The following is a 15,422-nucleotide window of genomic DNA, read 5'->3' as shown; positions in this document are numbered from 1 at the left end:
CAGCGCCGCGCCGGGGAGGAGGGGGATTTACTCTTGAAGGTCTCACCCCATACGAAAACTCTACCCTAACGTGATGGTAGAGTTTAAATCCGAACAGGACGGAGGCGCTGATGACGGCTAAGACCAGCAGCACCAACACCATGCACATCGGCGAGCTGGCAGAGCGGACGGGCCTGTCCCTGCGGACCATCCGCCACTATGACGATGTCGGGCTGCTTCCGGCAACGGCACGTACTCATGGTGGTTTCAGGGTGTTCTCAGAGGATGATTTCGAACGCCTGATGGTCATTAAGCAGATGAAGCCGCTAGGTTTTTCACTGGAGGAAATGGCTGAGATCCTCGCCCTTCTGGCATCGGATAATGCTGAAAACGGGGCCTTGACGGGGTTTCTCGAACGGGCCATGCAGCAGCGGGCCAAGATGGCGCGCAACCTGGCCCAGGCCGACGAGTTCATTAAAAGGCTCAGCGAACGGCCGTGAGATCCCCACCCCGATCACAGCGGGCAACGCGCTACGCAGCGAGCAGGTAGGCGCGGTATTGAACCGGGCTTAATCCCTTCAGCTTCGTGGAGATTCTTTCGGTGTTGTACCAGTGGATGTATTCGTGCAGCGCAGATTCAAGTGCCTCGGTACTAAGGAACCGGACGCGGTGGAAGAGCTCTTCCTTGAGGTGTCCGAAGAAGTTCTCCATAACGGCATTGTCGTAGCAATTGGCCTTGCGGGACATCGATTGGACCGCGCCGGCGTCCGCCAAGAGCGTGCGCCAGGAACTGTGTTGATATTGGAATCCCTGATCGGAGTGCACCAAGGGTTTCTGGCCGTCCTCGAGCATTGCGAGTGCGCCACGCAGTGAAGCGTTTGCCAGTTCCAGGTTGGGAGAGATTCCAAGAGCGTGGGAGATGATCTGCCGGTCAAAGAGGTCCATGATCGGTGAGAGGTAGAGTTTCCGGTCACCGACGCTGAACTCGGTCACATCAGTGACCCACTTCTGGTTTGGGGCATCCGCTTCGAACTGGCGTTTGAGCAGGTTCGGGGCAACAACGCCTTGCTCGCCCTGATAGGAGTTGTAGCGTTTCCTGCTTCGGACCTTACAAACCAGCCGCAGGGAACGCATGAGCTTCAGTACGGTCTTCTTCGCGACCCTCCACCCTTGCTTCAACAGCTCGATGTGGATCCGGCGGTGCCCGTAACGGCGGTGGTTCTTCGTAAAAATCTCAGTGACAGCTGCCTTCAGGGAGGCTTGTGGATCGGGCCGATTAAGTCGGGCCTGGTGATAGAAGAACGTGGACCGAGCTAAGCCGGCAACGTCCAGGAGAACTTCCAACCGGTGCTCAGCCTTGAGAGCGATGACGGCGCGAACCTTTAGCGCCGTTCCTCGTCCCTCAAGGCCTGCACTTTTCCCAGGAAGGCCACCTCAGCACGCAGTCGCTCGTTCTCACGGCGTAGCCGCTGCAGCTCAGGTTCTGGTTTGCTTGTTGTCGCGGGGTTTGTCTTAGGCCGGCCTTTCGGCTTGGGCCGCAGCCCGTCCTCGCCCTCCGTCCGGTACTGCCGCGCCCATTTCTCCAGCATCAGCGGGGAAGACAGCCCAAGCTCCTTCGCCAGAGCCACCCTGGGCTCACCCGCACGGTATCTCTGCACAGCATCAAGTTTGAACTGAAACGAGTACACCGGACGGGTTGGCTTGGCTATCAGCGTCGTACCTCCGCGTATCCGCCATCGATCGTATAACCGCTTGATGGCACCCCTGCCTACTGCGAGTCGGGTCGCTACCGCCCAAGCACCCCAACCCGTTTCAAACAACGCTACCGCGGCCTCGCGCTGCTCCTGCGACAACGAACTTCTTCTATGCATAAAACTACTCCCCGAAAGTCAGAACTGAATTATCAGTCCAACTTTCGGGGAGCAGTTCACATTCGAGCCGGCCCTTCTTGTGTGCCCGGCGCCGCAACGCCAGGACGTCGTTTGGCAATCAGCCCGGGACATTCCGGGGATCGTTGCCGTAGCTGTTCTTCGAGGCTATCTGGCCATCCTGGTTCTTAATGACGTGCTCCACCTTGTCCGCCTGGGCCGCGGTGCGGCCGGCGGCCAGCGCTTCGTCTTTGGTGCCGTAGCTGGCACCGAAGGCGCGGTCAGTTCCCTCGCGTTTGTTCTTCCACTGGCCGTGTTCGTAGTAGGTCTCGATATCGCCCTGAGCCACTGCACTCTCCCTCTGCGGTTCGGTTCCCTGACGCCTGCTGCGCAAGCGCGGATAGCGATAAACCCCGCAGCACTTGGGACCGCGGGGCCTTCCTGGCAACCACTCCGCCTGATGGGGGCCAGGCGGAGAAGCTGACACAAACCTAATAGCAAGCATGCTTACTTTTCAAGTTTGAACCCTTGCCCGGGCGCCCTTCCCATGGGCCACGCCACGCGCTGCCTACGCACCTTCCGTGGTGGTCAGTCTTCTTTCAGCAGGGACGACGCCCATTCGGCCCCGGCACTCACGCCAGCTGCGTACGTCACCCCAGCCGTGAGGGGACATTTCCGGCACAGGGGGGCTGCCGCTGGGGGAACCTGCGGGGATGACCACAGTCGCCGGCGGCGCGTAAGTAGGTCGGAGGCAGCGACCTGGTCTCCCCAGAGCTTCAATGGGCGGACTGATAGGTCTCCAGACGCTGGTATTGCTCTGGGAGAGAATACTGGCTCGTCTGGAGAACATAAGAGTTGGTCCCCGAAAGGATAAAGAAATGTCTCCCAGCGATTTTCATTCTGTACCAGTTCCCGCCGAGGACCTCGAGGCGGTGTACCAGCTGCTTGCGGAGCGATCGCGAGCTCGCAGCACCGTTTCATCTGCTTCCGCGTCCGCTGCAGAAACGCCCCCTCACGAGGGCGTGTCTGAACGGTCCGATGCTAAAGACGAACGGTCCGACGCCAAAGACGAAGTGTGGACGGAAGAGCGACTGGCACGCGTCGCTCAGGGTGACACGATCATCACCCAAGTTCTCACCGACATCATGGACGTCATAGCACGCGACCCACGTGGGACACACGAGTACAACCAGGAGGACCTCGTTGAGGAGACTGGGCACTCTGCGGGTCGCGTCACGAACACGTTCACCAAGCTCACCCGCCACTTCCGGAAGCATTACGAGACCGACTGGTGGCCGATTATCGGCGATTCGGGTGCCAGCTTAACGCCGGCGCGCTCCGGCATGTATTACTGGATGACTCCGACGATCACCGATCGGTGGAAGCGAATCCGCAACCTCTGAAATCCCCGAAACGAGGCACCCGAGAAGTTCGACCACTCGGGTGCCTCTGCATGTGAGCCGATTGCCCGGGCGGCACGTGGACGAACGGACGTCGCCAGGAGCCGGCGACGTCCGCCGAGCGGCCCTCTTGTACGGCCAGATCTTCCGCTGTGCAGTCGCCTTTGGGCGCTAACGGCGGCGTCCACCATGTTCGAGTGCCCAGAAAAACTCGGTGCCGCGGCACCGTAGGCACGTCACGTCCTCCCAATGGAGTCTGATATTCCAGCTGCTCAGCCCGCAGGCTGTCTCGCCTTCGTCCGCCCCGCGCAGGACGTCGCGGGGAACAGGCGGCTTTGCGAGGTGCCATGCCTCCCTCATCAGCCGACATGCCGAAGTGCGGCAGCTGCTTCTTTACGGTCGATGGCCTCGGGCAAGAGAATCACCGATCCCGCCGCAAGTTCAAGGCGCTTCGCGAGGGCGGACCTGCGCGCAACCACGTGCACCTGGACGGTGGAGCCCAAACGGCCTACCTGCTCCGCGAACCCGCCATCGCCGGAAACGCAATAGATCCGTCCAAAGCGGCGATCTAGGCCTTCGTCTTCCATAACCGTTTGCAGGGCGATATCTGCGCCATCGGGACCGAATTTGTGAACGATCCTAGCCGAAATACCAGACTGCTTCACCGCGAAGATGTTATGAATGTTCGTTACACCGAACACCACAATATCGAGGGCACCAAAATTGACCGTAGACGAATAGTGCTCGAACCAATCTTTGATTTCATCGGCACTGCAGCGCGGCGAACCCACTTGGTTCTCAATGTCCACAAGGTGGATTGCACGGCTAATGAACTTCTGCTTTTTACTCATAGCAAACAACGTCCGATCTTTTTAGGGGCAAAACAATAAGGCTTTATTCAATGAGGGGGAAAGGCGCGATATCCGTAAATCGCTCCAACCTAGGTTGATCCGTCTCCCACATTGAAGGTGCGGATAGAGCCCTAAGCCCCACAAGAGGCGGGTTCCAGGGCCATTCCCCCCGTCTTCTTACAGAAGAAAGGAAGCGGCCCCTGCATGTGTAAACACGCAAGGACCGCTGTCGGAAAGTTCCGACACTACGAAGAGCGAATCAAGATTTTCCTGACCGCGCGCTCATTCGCTGCAACTACTGCCATAACCGGACGGATTTCTAGCTAGCGATTCAATAACTCGAAATAGTGACCTTCCGACCGGTGAGATAAATAATAAATGCGTTATTTAAAATGCGCAACCCCGACTAAAGGTCCCGTTATCGCCCGGAATTGCCGGGGATAAAGACAGTGCTTGTTCATTCTGACGTTCCCTACTTTGGACTGATGGATGTCCATCAGTTTTAGTGAAGGGGCTGGAATGCCGCAGTCCGGCGTCGGCGCTTAGGGGGAGTGGTGAAATGGCTGTTCCCGGAGCATGTTGGGGAACGCACGCTTTGTCGGTCGCCCGACAGTTCTGGCGGGGCGGGGAGTAGCCTAGCCACTGGCTGTTGGGCGACCAACTGCAAAACTCCAGGAGTCGCAGGGGCTCGGCCCCGTGGAGCGTGGCTGCAGGGGGGCATCCGATCCCCCATGCAGTTTCGGCCTGGTGGAAACTGCCGGATGTCCGGCAGTTTTTCGTGGTTGCTCCCCTTCACTGGTCTCCTGGGCCGTGCTGTGCCGTGCTGTGCCGTGGTGTCCTGCGGGGCTGCGTCTCCCGGGCCGCGCCGTGGGCCTGCCCGGCGCAGTTGGCCTCTTGAGTGGGTGGCGTGGTGGGGTCTGGGGGCGGGGGGTCGGTGGTGCGACCCCCCCGGGGCTGACTGGTCGCATCTTTCCCAGACCTCAGCATCCTGTTCCCCCAATTGGTTCATACCTAGCAGTGTCCGGCAGACAAAGTTAGGTGCCACACGCCGTGTCTTTGGGCGGCCGCTGGCAACGGAGGCCGGATCCAGGGCATGTGTAGAGGACTTCTGACATCTGTGCAGTCAGCTTCTGAAATCGACACCACCAGCCATCCGTCCCCGTGGCTCAGTGCAGAATATCCGCCCAGCTGTAGCGCAAAAAAGCCTAGAATATGCGGTAAAACCCCTATTCATTCAGTTGAATGATTGCTAAAATTGAGGTAACAAGTCACCCAGACGAACGAAACTTATTTGATACGAAACCAGGTGCTGAAAATGACTGCAACACCGGCCGCTTACACGGTCTACACCAAGCCCGACTGCCCCAACTGCGAGAAGACGAAGGACTACTTCGACTCAAAGGGCATCACCTACACGGCCGTGGACATCACCGAAGTGCCGGCAGCGCTGGAGTACATCACCGCCGAGCTCGGCTACTCCCAGGCGCCCGTGGTCGTGAACAACTCCGACGACCAGGACCACTGGTCCGGTCTGCGCCGCGACAAGCTCGTCCACGCGGCCATGACTCACAAGGCAGCGTGAGGGCCGTGACCGCCCCGCGGCCGGTCGTCGGGTTCAACCTCAGCCCACGGATCCCGTTGGAGGTGGACCTGTTCCGGCAGGTCAACCCCAGCGGCAGGATTCCCTTTGAGGTTGTGGACCCCTACGTTGTGGAACCCGCCATTGTGGAACCGCTCAGTGAGGAGCTGTACGAGGGCTTCTACCCCGTCCCGGACGGGGCAGGGGATGACCGGTTCCTTGAGGCGATCAGCCGGGCTCCGCTCGGGGAGGGCGGGCTCTGGGACGAGCACACTGCGAACCAGTACCAACCTAATGACCTCACCCACGAAGAACCGGGTGGGACCGAACCTCAGAACGAACCCACATCAGATACCGAGAACATCACCAGCACACGAGGAAAAGGAACCATCATGGCCGGCGAAACCACCATTACAGTCATCGGAAACCTGACATCAGACCCGGAGCTGCGCTTCACTCCGTCGGGATCCGCGGTGGCTAACTTCACCATCGCTTCAACGCCCAGGACGTTCGACCGCCAGTCCAACGAGTGGAAGGACGGGGAGACACTTTTCCTCCGCGCCAGTGTCTGGCGGGAAGCAGCTGAGAACGTGGCCGAGTCCCTGACCAAGGGCATGCGCGTCATCGCCGAGGGGCGGTTGAAGTCCCGCTCCTACGAAACCAAGGAAGGCGAGAAGCGCACCGTAATAGAGCTCGAAGTGGACGAGGTTGGCCCCTCACTCCGCTACGCCAACGTTCCCCGTGGATTCGTGACAGCTCAAGCTGTGGGAGCGGCGGTGAAGCAGTCGCTCCGGGAACAGCCGTCGGCCGAGGAGGAAGCAGCGCAGGACGAAGCTCCGGCGGAGGGTGTCGGCCCCCGTACACGTTCGCGGGACCGGCTTAATACTCAGCAGGAAGCCGCAGCCGAGTCCGGTGACAAGGGCTACGCCGACGACGATCCCTGGTTCGGCAACAACGCCATAGGAGGGGGCTACGCCCAGCCGGACCGCACGGCAGAACCAACGTTCTAAGAGCAGGGTGCCTGTAGGGGCCAGCGGATACGCTGGCCCCTACAGGCTTCCCCATTTACCGGATCACGAGCACAAGGGACACGATGACGCACGCAGAGCATCTCCGCCACGATGGCGGCGGACAGCACTCCGATAGTGGTTTGGAGAAGGACGGCTCCGTGACCCTTCGCCCCTGGTTTCCCGGGCAGCCTGCATCCGTGGCCGGCGCTCGAGCACACCGCCTGGGACGGGATGCTGTTTGATGGCCAAGGAGAAGAAGATTGCCGCGTTCACTCCGTACTTCACCGAGGACCAGGCGGGGCAGGTCCGGGCTGCGTTCCTGGAAACCGGGGACGAGGAAGGTGACGCGAGCGTCTCCGATCTCATCGTCTACGCAACGATGCGTGAAGTACGGCGCCGGCAGCGCAAGTACAACGCCGGTAAGCCCTGGCCTCCGGTGGAGGCCGGCGGACTGCGCAGAGGGCAGCGGAAGAAGGACGAGATGGCACACCGGCGCGAGGAGATCTAGCCCGTGACACCGAGAAATGAGGACAGTGACGCCAGCCCTGCAGCTGCCAGCAACGTGTTGCCGCGGATGATGACGCTTGCGCAGGTTCAGGAGGTCCTAAACCTGGGCAGACCAATGGTTTATGCCCTGGTGAAAAGTGGGGAACTGCGCGCGGCGCAGTTCGGGCCCCGGCGGCTGTGGAGGGTTCGGGAAGATGACCTGGCCGCGTACATCGAGGCAGCGTACGCGAAGGCGGCGGAGCGTATCGCTGCCGGTCAGGTCAGTGAAGGCGAGGACGCGTCGGCTGAGGACTGACAACAGAACCTGAAACGCGGCGAAGGCCGGCACCATTAAGGGTGCCGGCCTTCGCAGCGTTTCGAGGCACGTCATGTCCTCGGGCGTGGATCGGAAGAAGGGTTACTGGTCGTCGACGGATGAGGCCGCGTCCTGGCCGGTTCCTTGTTCTGGACCGGTAGAGCGCTTGGCTGATCGGCGGCGTTTTACCGCGGCTGGTTCGAGCCCTAACTTCTTCAGTTCGTCTGCACTCCACCCGTCCCGGGTGGCCTGGACATAGGCGCGCTTGTCGTCGCGTTCGGCGGCGACAAGTTGGTCCCGAAGTTCGGTGATCCGCTGGCGGCTCCGCACGAGGGCGGTGACGGATTCGATGCGGGAGTCCAGCAGCGCGCGGGCTTGGTTTCGTGTCTGTTCAATGTTGAGGTTCGCCATGACCCCAGCCTAACGACCCGCACGTGGGCGGCGGCCGGACGCGCCCGTCCTGGCATGACGTGTCCCCCTTCGCGGGAGGGCGTTCCGCCAGCAGGTCGGTGTTCCGAGCGTCGTTGAACCAGTCCCGCAGGTAGTCGTCGCAGTAGCTGATAGTCCGTGCGGTGAACTGGAAGTATTCGGGGCCGACGCCGCGGCGCCGCCACTGCCGCAGCTGTGTCGGGGAGACGCCGTATCGCCTGGCCACTTCGGTCGGTGAGATGAGAGCCAAAACTGTACCTTTCGCTAACCCTATGCCGCGTTCCTTTCGGCACGCTTGCCGAAACTTGGCCGGTGAGGGAATTGGCCAGTCGGAGAGGCCGGACCGTGGAATACCGGAGCGGAGCGAGGATATGCCGCGAAAGCCGGCCGCGGAGACTTGCCAAGGAAGGACCGGGCAGTAGCCTCACCCAGCCGAAACGGAACGACGCAGTCGTTTGGACAAGTCAGACGCGCAGCGTCCAGCAGGGCAGTACCAATCCACTACTGCCTGCGCCCATATTCGGGCGCAGGTGATTTGACGGAGCAAGCTAGTCGGTTATGTGCCATAAGCCGCGTGTCGATCCACGGCTTGCGCGCGTTGATCGGCGACACTGAGGGTGTCGTCCCGGAAATTCCGGGGCGCTGCGCTGGGCATGTGGGGGAGGAGCAAGGGGTGAGCGAAGAACCGAAGTCTCCCCGCCGGTTCGCCCGCCGCCGCCGCGCGAACATTGACGGTGACACCCAGTACGTGCGCGTGTCGATGTCGGAGTTCGAACGGGCGCAGCTGAAGGTCCTGGAAGAACGGACCGGGCGCAGCCCATCGGAGATCCTTGTCAGCGCGGCCCTGTACGCTGAAAACTCCGAATCGCTGGCTGAACGCCGGGCGATTGCGGTGGAATTCATCGCCGCACGCCGCTACCTTGCAGCCCTGTCGAACAACGTCAACCAGCTGGCTCGTCACGCCAACGCCACCGACGAGTTCCCGGAAGCTGCCCGCACTGTGTTGACCCGTGTCCGGGCCGTCGCCGACCGGCTCAATTCGATGCTGGATTCTATGGTGCGCTGATGATTCCCAACATCACCAAGGGCACCCGCATGCACGGGCTGATCGCATACCTTGCCGGTCCCGGGAGGGCGAACGAGCACACCGACCCGCACCTGATCGCGGGCTCACCGTCGATCATGGCGTGGCACAACGATGACGAACTGAACGCTGACGCCGCCCAGGCCATTGCCAGGGAACTTGACCGGGCCCGTAGCGTCCTGGATGTCGAGATTCCCGGCGGACATGTCTGGCACTGCTCCCTGTCACTGCGTGCCGAAGAAGGCGACCTCACTGACGAGAAATGGGCGGCAATCGCCCAGGACTTCATGGACGAAATGGGGTTCACCGAAGCCAGCGGCCGTGCACCGGCACAGTGGGTCGCGATCCGTCACGGCCACAGCAAAGCCGGGAACGACCACATCCATATTGCCGCGTCCATGGTCCGCGAGGACGGCACCAAGTGGAGCAGCTGGCGGGACTTCCCTCGCGCACAGCAAGTAGCCCGCGAGCTTGAGAAAAAGTACGGCCTGGAAGAACTCTCACCCACGCATTCCACCCGCGGTCTGCGTCCCGGTGAGCGCGAAGCATCCGTACGGCGCGGCGCACCCGAACCGGAACGCCGGTCCCTGGAACGCAAGGTCCGTGCCTGCGCGACCGCGGCCCAGGATGAGGCAGAATTCGTCCGCCGTCTCCGCCGTACCGGTGCCTTGGTCCGGCCACGGTACGCGTCCGGACGCGACGATGTCGTGGTCGGCTACAGCGTGGCGGAACGTCCCCCAAAGGGTGGCCGGCCGGTCTGGTTCGGCGGCGGCCACCTCGCAAAAGACCTCGCGCTGCCCAAGCTCCGCAGCGAATGGCAGGACACTCCGCAAGGGGCGACTGAGGCCGTCGCCGAATGGCAGGCAGCAGCCCGTGGACGGCGTCCTGTCACGATCGGCCGTGAAGCTTACGAACCGGACCCGCAACTGTGGGAGCAATACAGCGACGAAGTCGCACGGCTGCGCGAAAACCTGCGCTCCGTCCCGCTGGACGATCACGCGACCTGGGCGCACGTCGCACGCGAGACATCCGGCGCCTTCGCAGCCTGGTCCACGGCAACCGAGGCAACGCCCGGACCACTCGCAGCAGCGGCCGACGAGCTGTCCAAGACAGCACAACTGCGGCGCTACCCAGTCCGCCCCATCCGCAGCGCAGGGCCATCTGCCCGCGGAGCCTCGCTCATGCTCATGGCAGCTTCGATGGGTGGCACCGGAACCGCCGCGCAGGCAATCTTGCTGCGTCAGCTGCTCAACGTCGCCAAGGCCGTCCACGACATGCACAAGGCCTCAAACGATCTTCGCCGAGCACGGCAGATCAGCCACATGGTGAAGCACCACCTGAGCCAGGTCGCCGCCGCACTGCCCAGCACTCCCGCGCCGACACCGGCTGTAGATAGTGAAGCGGCCGAAGCTGTACGCACGAGCACTGCCGGCCAGATCCAAGGACGCCCGGCCGGTTCGGTGCTGCCACCGAAATACGAGCAGGCACGTACCCACACGACCACCCGGGGCGGGAGCACCCGCCCGGACCTTGAAAGATGACTACCAGGAGGGGGAACCATGAGTGAATCCGACGGCATCGAGGAAGCGATCGAAGGAATGACCCGCGTCGGGTTGACCGTCGCCGGACGGCTCGGTGAGCAGCTCGCCAGGACACGCGAACAAGAGCTGCGCCGCGCCCAGGCGGCCGAGGAACAACAGGCCCGGGAACTGCAGGCCCGGTACGACGCCGAGCGGGCTGCTGCCCGCGCACAGCTCGCCCCGGTCATGGACAACCGGTGGTGGGACACCGCCAGCGGCCGAGACATCGAACGGGTCCACGAGACCGCCACCACGTGGAAGGACCACGACCCGGCAGCGCGCGACGCGGCCGAGGCAATCCACGACCAGGTGCAACGCCGCTACGGCCTGGACGTGGACAACCTGGGCGCCGACGAAGCATCCGTGTCTGCCGCAATGGCGAAGGCCGAGCGGGACCGCGACCAAGCCCAATCGGAACGCACCGCCGGCCGGGACGAGAATGCCCACGCTGGACAGCTGCTCGCGGAAGCCGACCGAGAAGACAGGCAACGGGCGGCCGCCGCTGAGGCACCCTCCAAGGAAGACCTTGACGAAGCACTGGCCTGGCTCCATGAGGCAAAACCCATCGAGGCACATAACTGGGAACAGCGGCACAACTTTGCGGACAGCGTCGCCGAGGAAAAGGACATGGAAAGGAAGCTGATCAGGGATTGGACAGCCGCCCGCGACAATCCCCGTGCCGAGCATCTGCACCATGAAGCGGGAGTCAAATACGACTCGGCCGAACGCCGCCAGACACTGGCTGCCAGCCTGGAAAGCGTGGCCGACCGCGAAGCTGTAGAAGCGCGGCTCAGTGCCGATCAGGACCAGGGCACACCACCCAGTGCAGCCGTGGCTAAGGGGCCAAAGCCTGCAAAGGCCCGCAAAACGCGCGGAGCGAACGGACAGACCAAGATCCTTCAGAAGGGCATGAGCCGGTAGGCCTTGAGGCCGTCCAGCCCGGGAAAATCAAACAGCGCTGGCCGGGGCCGACTAACTGGCCCCGGTGTGCTTGGCACTTAGCATGTCCTGGTGGCCGGAGTCAGGTGTCGCTGGGTGCCCGTCGGCTATGAATCGCGGCGGCGGCCGCGCGGTCGGCCCTCGCGCCACCCCGGCAGGACTTTATCCAGCCGCGACTTCTTCTCCGGTGCCAGCCTGCCGTGGTTGTAGTTGATGCGCTGGCCGTGCAGCCACACCCCCAGTGTGCGCTCGACCGGGTCGTCGGTTTTCTGGTGCCGTGGCAATTCACCGCCTGCCTTACAGAAGGCTTCAACTTCCCTCAGCCGTCGCTGCCACCGTGCCTCGTCCTCGGCCTTCCGGGGCGACGCCTGATTCCAGCCGGGGATGACGCCCAAGCCTGCGCTGAGCGTGGGGGAGAGGGTTCCGGCTGCTGATTCCCGGCGTCGACGGTACAGCCAGCTGGCCAGGGCCTGTTCACTGGAGGATGTCGCGTGGGCTGCCGGCAGACGCCCTTCCGTGCGGTAGAACGCGACCAGCTCGTCCATCCTTTGCAAAGCCGTATCGGACCGGACCTTGACCGGCATGGCAGCGGCATGCTCGCCACGAAGGCCAGGATCTCTCTTCGCCGCGATCTGCAGGTGATAGCGGACAGTGGTCACTGCCGCACCGCACACTGCGGCGATCTTCGCCGGCTCGATGCCCCGCCGGTACATCTGCACCCACTCCCAGTACGGAGCAGAGCGGCGCGTCTGCGGCACCGCTTCCTTCGTCTGAGCCACCGGTCACCCCCACAAATGGTTCTGCCCTTCACGGTAGCCTACGGACACATCGCCCAACACAGGCTGGCAGCCGACAAGTGCAAGGGAGAGGGCTCACCAGGTGGACCCGCGGGGAGGGGCGGCGGTCCCATGGACGGAATGGTGGTTGTGCAGACACTGTCTGCACGTTCTTCCTCAGTCGTTCTCCCACTGGAGACCGAGGAGGCGGAAAGCGGTAAGGAGTGCCGGGGTATCGTGCTGCAGCTCTTCGACCTCCACGTCGCGAATGTTGGGAGTGACAGCGGGGTCTTCCGGGCGTTCGAACACAGCCCACAGCTGCAGATCATCCCCGTGTCGGGACGCGAACGTCACACCATCGAAGTCCGTCGTCTCATAGAGCCACGAGGCAACCGACTGGGTCAGGCGCCGCGGCCGCGCGTCCTTCAGCGCCGCGGCGTCAAAATCATCGAGCCCCAGGCTCAGTGCCAGGCCGATGAAGTTTGAATGCAGCGCCGCGATGGTACTCGAGGCTGTCACAACGCAATACCGGCCTGAAAGTTCCGCCGAAGCGACCGTACGTTCATCAAGCCATTCCTTGGGAACGCTGCCCGGTGCGATGGTGGGGTGCAGGACTTTGTCCTCATCGTCCTCGACGATGTCAGCGAGTTCCAGACTGAGCCTGGCGTCCTTGCGGAAATGCGCCAGAACCTCCAGCAGGCAGGCCAGCAGGCTCGAGCCGGCATAGACGGTGCGGAAGTTGCCGTGCAGATCATCCCAGCGGCCCGGGAACCGGCCGTCGGTGGCCCATTCCCAGCCGCTCCAAGCCCACGGTTCCGGTCGGAACCCGACACGCCAAACCCGTCCCGCGGCTGCCACCGCGGTCAATTCACCAGAAACCACCGATCAGCCCGCCGCGGCAAATGCCCTGGCGGCGGCGAGGACCAGCGGGCCTGCATCCTCGAGTTGGCCTTCGCGGAGCAACCGGGCCGGAGGGGTGTCGTCCAGTTGCGGGTTCATCCCCTGGAACCAGGCCTGCACGACAGCCCGTGAATCCCGCTCCGCGAGCAGGGCAGCCACATGGTAGGCCGTGCGGAGCCGCTGCATGACCTCCGCGGAGGGTTTCCGTTCCCCGTCCACCCACTGCCGGACAGCGCGCGTTTCCTTCACGGAACCGATGTAGGCGACCAGTTTCGCGCCCAGCAGATCCCGCAAATCGCGGACCAGCTCCGGCTCGGGCAACCGGATCGAGTCCTGATGGGCTTTCAGCCCGCCTCGGGCTCCTGTCACTGCAGTCATACTTCATTCTCACGTCTGTAACACCAAATATCAATGCCCCAAACACGAGCGGAATCACATGCCAAATCCCAAATATCCGGACGTTCAGTTGTTTTCGCTTCGGCTAGCCGCAACGGCGGACGCTGTTTCCCAGCGCTTCTGGGCCCCTTGCCGACTGATCCCGAACGCTCGACCAATCTTGTCCCAGGAGACGCCCGCCGCCCTGGCGGCCGAGACGGCGTCGTCGAGCTGGGCTTCGAGATCCTTCAGGCTGCGGCTCAGGGTGCCGATGGCGTGCAGCGACAGGTCCGGGGCGACATGCCGGTGCCACACATCCAGGAACAACGGCTCAAGATCCTCCCGGTCACCCATATCAGCAGCGTCGGCGCTTGCCGGCGGTCCGGCATAGATGCGCCCCGCGGCGACGTCCTCGTCTGCCGGATCCCAGACCCGCGTCCACAACGGATCCAAAATGACGTGTTCCCGGAACGGAACACAGCTACAGGCGACCCGCCATCCGACCACCTGGGACGGCGGCCGCCATGCGTCGCTGCCCGGTCCATTCTCATGCGCGACCGGGCGGCCGTCGGGCGTCATCAGGTTGATCTCCATATACCTGCCACCGGACCCGTACATGCCGTCCGCGAACACACACACGACGTAGCCTTCATGCTCGCTGCCCTCGGTGAACCAGCCCATCGTGCTTCCCTTCATCAGCCCCTGATTGCTACAGTGACAGTATGAGCGCTTGCAACTCTAGTTGACAAGTTGGATTGCTAAAGCAACTTTAGTTGACATAAGGTACGATATCGGCGCTTTAAAGGACGGGAGTAGAAGTAGCTGCGAGAACTCCCGGCAGTTGACGTATCTGACGTTTCCGCATGTCAGATGGGGTTTGTTCTTCCAGCAGTATCAGGTGCTGTTCTCCGGATTTGCTGCGTAGAACGCTGAAGCTATAGGTTTCCTGCATCTAATGCATGTTTCCGTGGTTTAGGGGTTGCGGTGAGTGGTGTCGTTCCGGGTTTCGTTCCGCGGATGCTGGTGGATCCGGACATCGGTCTGTTCAGGGCTGATGAGCGGGCTTTCCTGGCGATGCTGGATGGTTGGCGCGCGCAGATGCTGGCCCGTGGGCTGACGACCCAGACCATCAAACAGCGCTGCCAACTGCTGGAACGCTTCCAGAAGTTCACGGGCGAGTTTCCGTGGCAATGGGGTCCGGCGGACATTGAGGATTTCCTGGCCGAGCTGCGCTCAGGTGAAAAGCCGATCAGCCTGAAGACGCTGCGCTCGTACAGCAACGCGGTCGCGATGTTTTGCGCCTATTTGACGCATCCTGGTTACGGATGGGGTGAGTTCTGCGAACGCACTTTCGGCGATATTCCAAGCCAAATTTGCTTCGAGTGGAACACGCCCAGGCACACAACCGACGACGCGGTGCCGGCTCAGAAGCGGTCGTTCACCAAGGCAGAACTGCAACGGCTCTTTGATTACATCGATGATCTGATCGACCATGAGTACGCGGCCGGCACCAAACGCTGGCTGCCCCTGTTCCGCGACTCGGTGGCCTTCAAGGTCTGTTACGCCTACGGTCTTCGCCGTCGCGAAATGACCATGCTGGACCTGGAAGATTTTGGCCCGAATCCGCACGTTAGCGCCTACGGACGCTTTGGCGCCCTCCAAGTCCGGTTCGCCAAAGGCACGGCTGGCTCCGGGCCCAGACGGCGCACTGTCCTGACCGTCCCGGAGTTCGACTGGGTCGTCGATCAGCTGCGGACCTGGACATCCGGGATGCGGGCAAAGTTCCCCACGGCTGACCGCTCATCGGCCCTTTGGCCGAGCGAGCGTGCCGCACGGATGTCACTCGGCTC

At 62.5% G+C, this 15,422-nt stretch carries 19 protein-coding genes; 10 read left to right on the top strand and 9 right to left on the bottom strand.

Annotated features, from left to right (window positions below; genetic code table 11):
• Positions 1-110 precede the first annotated feature (110 nt).
• Complete coding sequence (locus LFT44_RS20825; protein WP_236803006.1) at positions 111-479, top strand: helix-turn-helix domain-containing protein; 369 nt, start codon at positions 111-113, stop codon at positions 477-479.
• A 31-nt stretch (positions 480-510) separates the two neighbouring features.
• Here the strand turns inward: LFT44_RS20825 and LFT44_RS20820 are convergent, their stop codons facing one another.
• The 3 genes from LFT44_RS20820 to LFT44_RS20810 all read right to left on the bottom strand — a co-directional run bounded on the left by LFT44_RS20820 (position 511) and on the right by LFT44_RS20810 (position 2,196).
• Complete coding sequence (locus LFT44_RS20820; protein ID WP_236803005.1) at positions 511-1,323, bottom strand: IS3 family transposase; 813 nt, start codon at positions 1,321-1,323, stop codon at positions 511-513.
• A gap of 38 nt (positions 1,324-1,361) precedes the next feature.
• Positions 1,362-1,850 carry a helix-turn-helix domain-containing protein gene (locus LFT44_RS20815; protein ID WP_236803004.1) on the bottom strand — a complete coding sequence of 163 codons (489 nt, stop codon included), beginning with the start codon at positions 1,848-1,850 and terminating at the stop codon, positions 1,362-1,364.
• 118 nt (positions 1,851-1,968) lie between these two features.
• On the bottom strand, positions 1,969-2,196 hold the full coding sequence (locus tag LFT44_RS20810) for a DUF2188 domain-containing protein (protein ID WP_236803003.1): 228 nt from the start codon (positions 2,194-2,196) through the stop codon (positions 1,969-1,971).
• Between the two features lie 529 nt (positions 2,197-2,725).
• Between LFT44_RS20810 and LFT44_RS20805 the strand changes: the two genes are divergently transcribed.
• Positions 2,726-3,250, top strand: coding sequence for a hypothetical protein (locus tag LFT44_RS20805; RefSeq protein ID WP_236803002.1), 525 nt, complete (start codon positions 2,726-2,728; stop codon positions 3,248-3,250).
• 356 nt (positions 3,251-3,606) lie between these two features.
• On the opposite strand, the gene LFT44_RS20800 is transcribed toward LFT44_RS20805, so the two are convergent.
• Positions 3,607-4,098 carry a hypothetical protein gene (locus tag LFT44_RS20800; RefSeq protein WP_236803001.1) on the bottom strand — a complete coding sequence of 164 codons (492 nt, stop codon included), beginning with the start codon at positions 4,096-4,098 and terminating at the stop codon, positions 3,607-3,609.
• 1,315 nt (positions 4,099-5,413) lie between these two features.
• Here LFT44_RS20800 and LFT44_RS20795 point away from each other — a divergent pair.
• From LFT44_RS20795 to LFT44_RS20780, 4 genes are all read left to right on the top strand, one after another.
• A complete protein-coding gene (locus tag LFT44_RS20795) occupies positions 5,414-5,680 on the top strand; it encodes a glutaredoxin family protein (protein WP_236803000.1) in 267 nt (88 codons plus the stop codon).
• 5 nt (positions 5,681-5,685) lie between these two features.
• Positions 5,686-6,687 (top strand): single-stranded DNA-binding protein, encoded by a 1,002-nt coding sequence (locus LFT44_RS20790; RefSeq protein WP_236802999.1) that lies wholly within the window; start codon positions 5,686-5,688, stop codon positions 6,685-6,687.
• A 241-nt stretch (positions 6,688-6,928) separates the two neighbouring features.
• A complete protein-coding gene (locus tag LFT44_RS20785; protein WP_236802998.1) occupies positions 6,929-7,195 on the top strand; it encodes a ParB family protein in 267 nt (88 codons plus the stop codon).
• 3 nt (positions 7,196-7,198) lie between these two features.
• Complete coding sequence (locus LFT44_RS20780; RefSeq protein WP_336885646.1) at positions 7,199-7,489, top strand: helix-turn-helix domain-containing protein; 291 nt, start codon at positions 7,199-7,201, stop codon at positions 7,487-7,489.
• 102 nt (positions 7,490-7,591) lie between these two features.
• Here the strand turns inward: LFT44_RS20780 and LFT44_RS20775 are convergent, their stop codons facing one another.
• Positions 7,592-7,900, bottom strand: a complete 309-nt coding sequence (locus LFT44_RS20775) for a hypothetical protein (protein WP_236802997.1) — start codon at positions 7,898-7,900, stop codon at positions 7,592-7,594.
• 691 nt (positions 7,901-8,591) lie between these two features.
• Between LFT44_RS20775 and mobC the strand changes: the two genes are divergently transcribed.
• From mobC to LFT44_RS20760, 3 genes are read left to right on the top strand one after another with little or no spacing between them, the layout of a single operon-like run.
• Positions 8,592-8,984 carry a plasmid mobilization relaxosome protein MobC gene (gene mobC, locus LFT44_RS20770; protein WP_236802996.1) on the top strand — a complete coding sequence of 131 codons (393 nt, stop codon included), beginning with the start codon at positions 8,592-8,594 and terminating at the stop codon, positions 8,982-8,984.
• A complete protein-coding gene (locus tag LFT44_RS20765; RefSeq protein ID WP_236802995.1) occupies positions 8,984-10,543 on the top strand; it encodes a relaxase/mobilization nuclease domain-containing protein in 1,560 nt (519 codons plus the stop codon). Before mobC ends, LFT44_RS20765 begins: the two co-directional genes overlap by 1 nt.
• Before the next feature lie 18 nt (positions 10,544-10,561).
• Complete coding sequence (locus LFT44_RS20760) at positions 10,562-11,503, top strand: hypothetical protein (RefSeq protein WP_236802994.1); 942 nt, start codon at positions 10,562-10,564, stop codon at positions 11,501-11,503.
• A gap of 125 nt (positions 11,504-11,628) precedes the next feature.
• On the opposite strand, the gene LFT44_RS20755 is transcribed toward LFT44_RS20760, so the two are convergent.
• The 4 genes from LFT44_RS20755 to LFT44_RS20740 form a co-directional block, all read right to left on the bottom strand.
• Positions 11,629-12,300 (bottom strand): helicase associated domain-containing protein, encoded by a 672-nt coding sequence (locus LFT44_RS20755; protein WP_236802993.1) that lies wholly within the window; start codon positions 12,298-12,300, stop codon positions 11,629-11,631.
• Between the two features lie 174 nt (positions 12,301-12,474).
• Entirely contained in the window at positions 12,475-13,155 is a 681-nt protein-coding gene (locus LFT44_RS20750; protein ID WP_236803163.1) for an RES domain-containing protein, read from the bottom strand.
• 27 nt (positions 13,156-13,182) lie between these two features.
• A complete protein-coding gene (locus LFT44_RS20745; RefSeq protein WP_236802992.1) occupies positions 13,183-13,575 on the bottom strand; it encodes a hypothetical protein in 393 nt (130 codons plus the stop codon).
• Positions 13,576-13,659: 84 nt separating this feature from the next.
• A complete protein-coding gene (locus LFT44_RS20740) occupies positions 13,660-14,268 on the bottom strand; it encodes a hypothetical protein (protein ID WP_236802991.1) in 609 nt (202 codons plus the stop codon).
• Between the two features lie 321 nt (positions 14,269-14,589).
• On the opposite strand from LFT44_RS20740, the gene LFT44_RS20735 reads away from it, so the two are divergent.
• Positions 14,590-15,422: phage integrase N-terminal SAM-like domain-containing protein (locus LFT44_RS20735; RefSeq protein WP_442863791.1), on the top strand; the 833-nt coding region annotated here is incomplete at its 3' end.

Source organism: Arthrobacter sp. FW306-05-C (genome assembly GCF_021801725.1).
Lineage (GTDB): Bacteria > Actinomycetota > Actinomycetes > Actinomycetales > Micrococcaceae > Arthrobacter.
The sequence above is the reverse complement of the archived record's forward strand: the minus strand, read 5'-3'. Positions and strand labels throughout refer to the sequence as shown.

What these genes read in the sequence shown, in the direction of transcription:
- LFT44_RS20800 (WP_236803001.1), bottom strand. Translation starts at nt 4,098, where the DNA reads ATGAGTAAAAAGCAGAAGTTCATTAGCCGTGCAATCCACCTTGTGGAC.
- LFT44_RS20805 (WP_236803002.1), top strand. Translation starts at nt 2,726, where the DNA reads ATGTCTCCCAGCGATTTTCATTCTGTACCAGTTCCCGCCGAGGACCTC.
- LFT44_RS20815 (WP_236803004.1), bottom strand. Translation starts at nt 1,850, where the DNA reads ATGCATAGAAGAAGTTCGTTGTCGCAGGAGCAGCGCGAGGCCGCGGTA.
- LFT44_RS20775 (WP_236802997.1), bottom strand. Translation starts at nt 7,900, where the DNA reads ATGGCGAACCTCAACATTGAACAGACACGAAACCAAGCCCGCGCGCTG.
- LFT44_RS20785 (WP_236802998.1), top strand. Translation starts at nt 6,929, where the DNA reads ATGGCCAAGGAGAAGAAGATTGCCGCGTTCACTCCGTACTTCACCGAG.
- LFT44_RS20745 (WP_236802992.1), bottom strand. Translation starts at nt 13,575, where the DNA reads ATGACTGCAGTGACAGGAGCCCGAGGCGGGCTGAAAGCCCATCAGGAC.
- LFT44_RS20765 (WP_236802995.1), top strand. Translation starts at nt 8,984, where the DNA reads ATGATTCCCAACATCACCAAGGGCACCCGCATGCACGGGCTGATCGCA.
- LFT44_RS20795 (WP_236803000.1), top strand. Translation starts at nt 5,414, where the DNA reads ATGACTGCAACACCGGCCGCTTACACGGTCTACACCAAGCCCGACTGC.
- LFT44_RS20760 (WP_236802994.1), top strand. Translation starts at nt 10,562, where the DNA reads ATGAGTGAATCCGACGGCATCGAGGAAGCGATCGAAGGAATGACCCGC.
- LFT44_RS20740 (WP_236802991.1), bottom strand. Translation starts at nt 14,268, where the DNA reads ATGAAGGGAAGCACGATGGGCTGGTTCACCGAGGGCAGCGAGCATGAA.
- LFT44_RS20825 (WP_236803006.1), top strand. Translation starts at nt 111, where the DNA reads ATGACGGCTAAGACCAGCAGCACCAACACCATGCACATCGGCGAGCTG.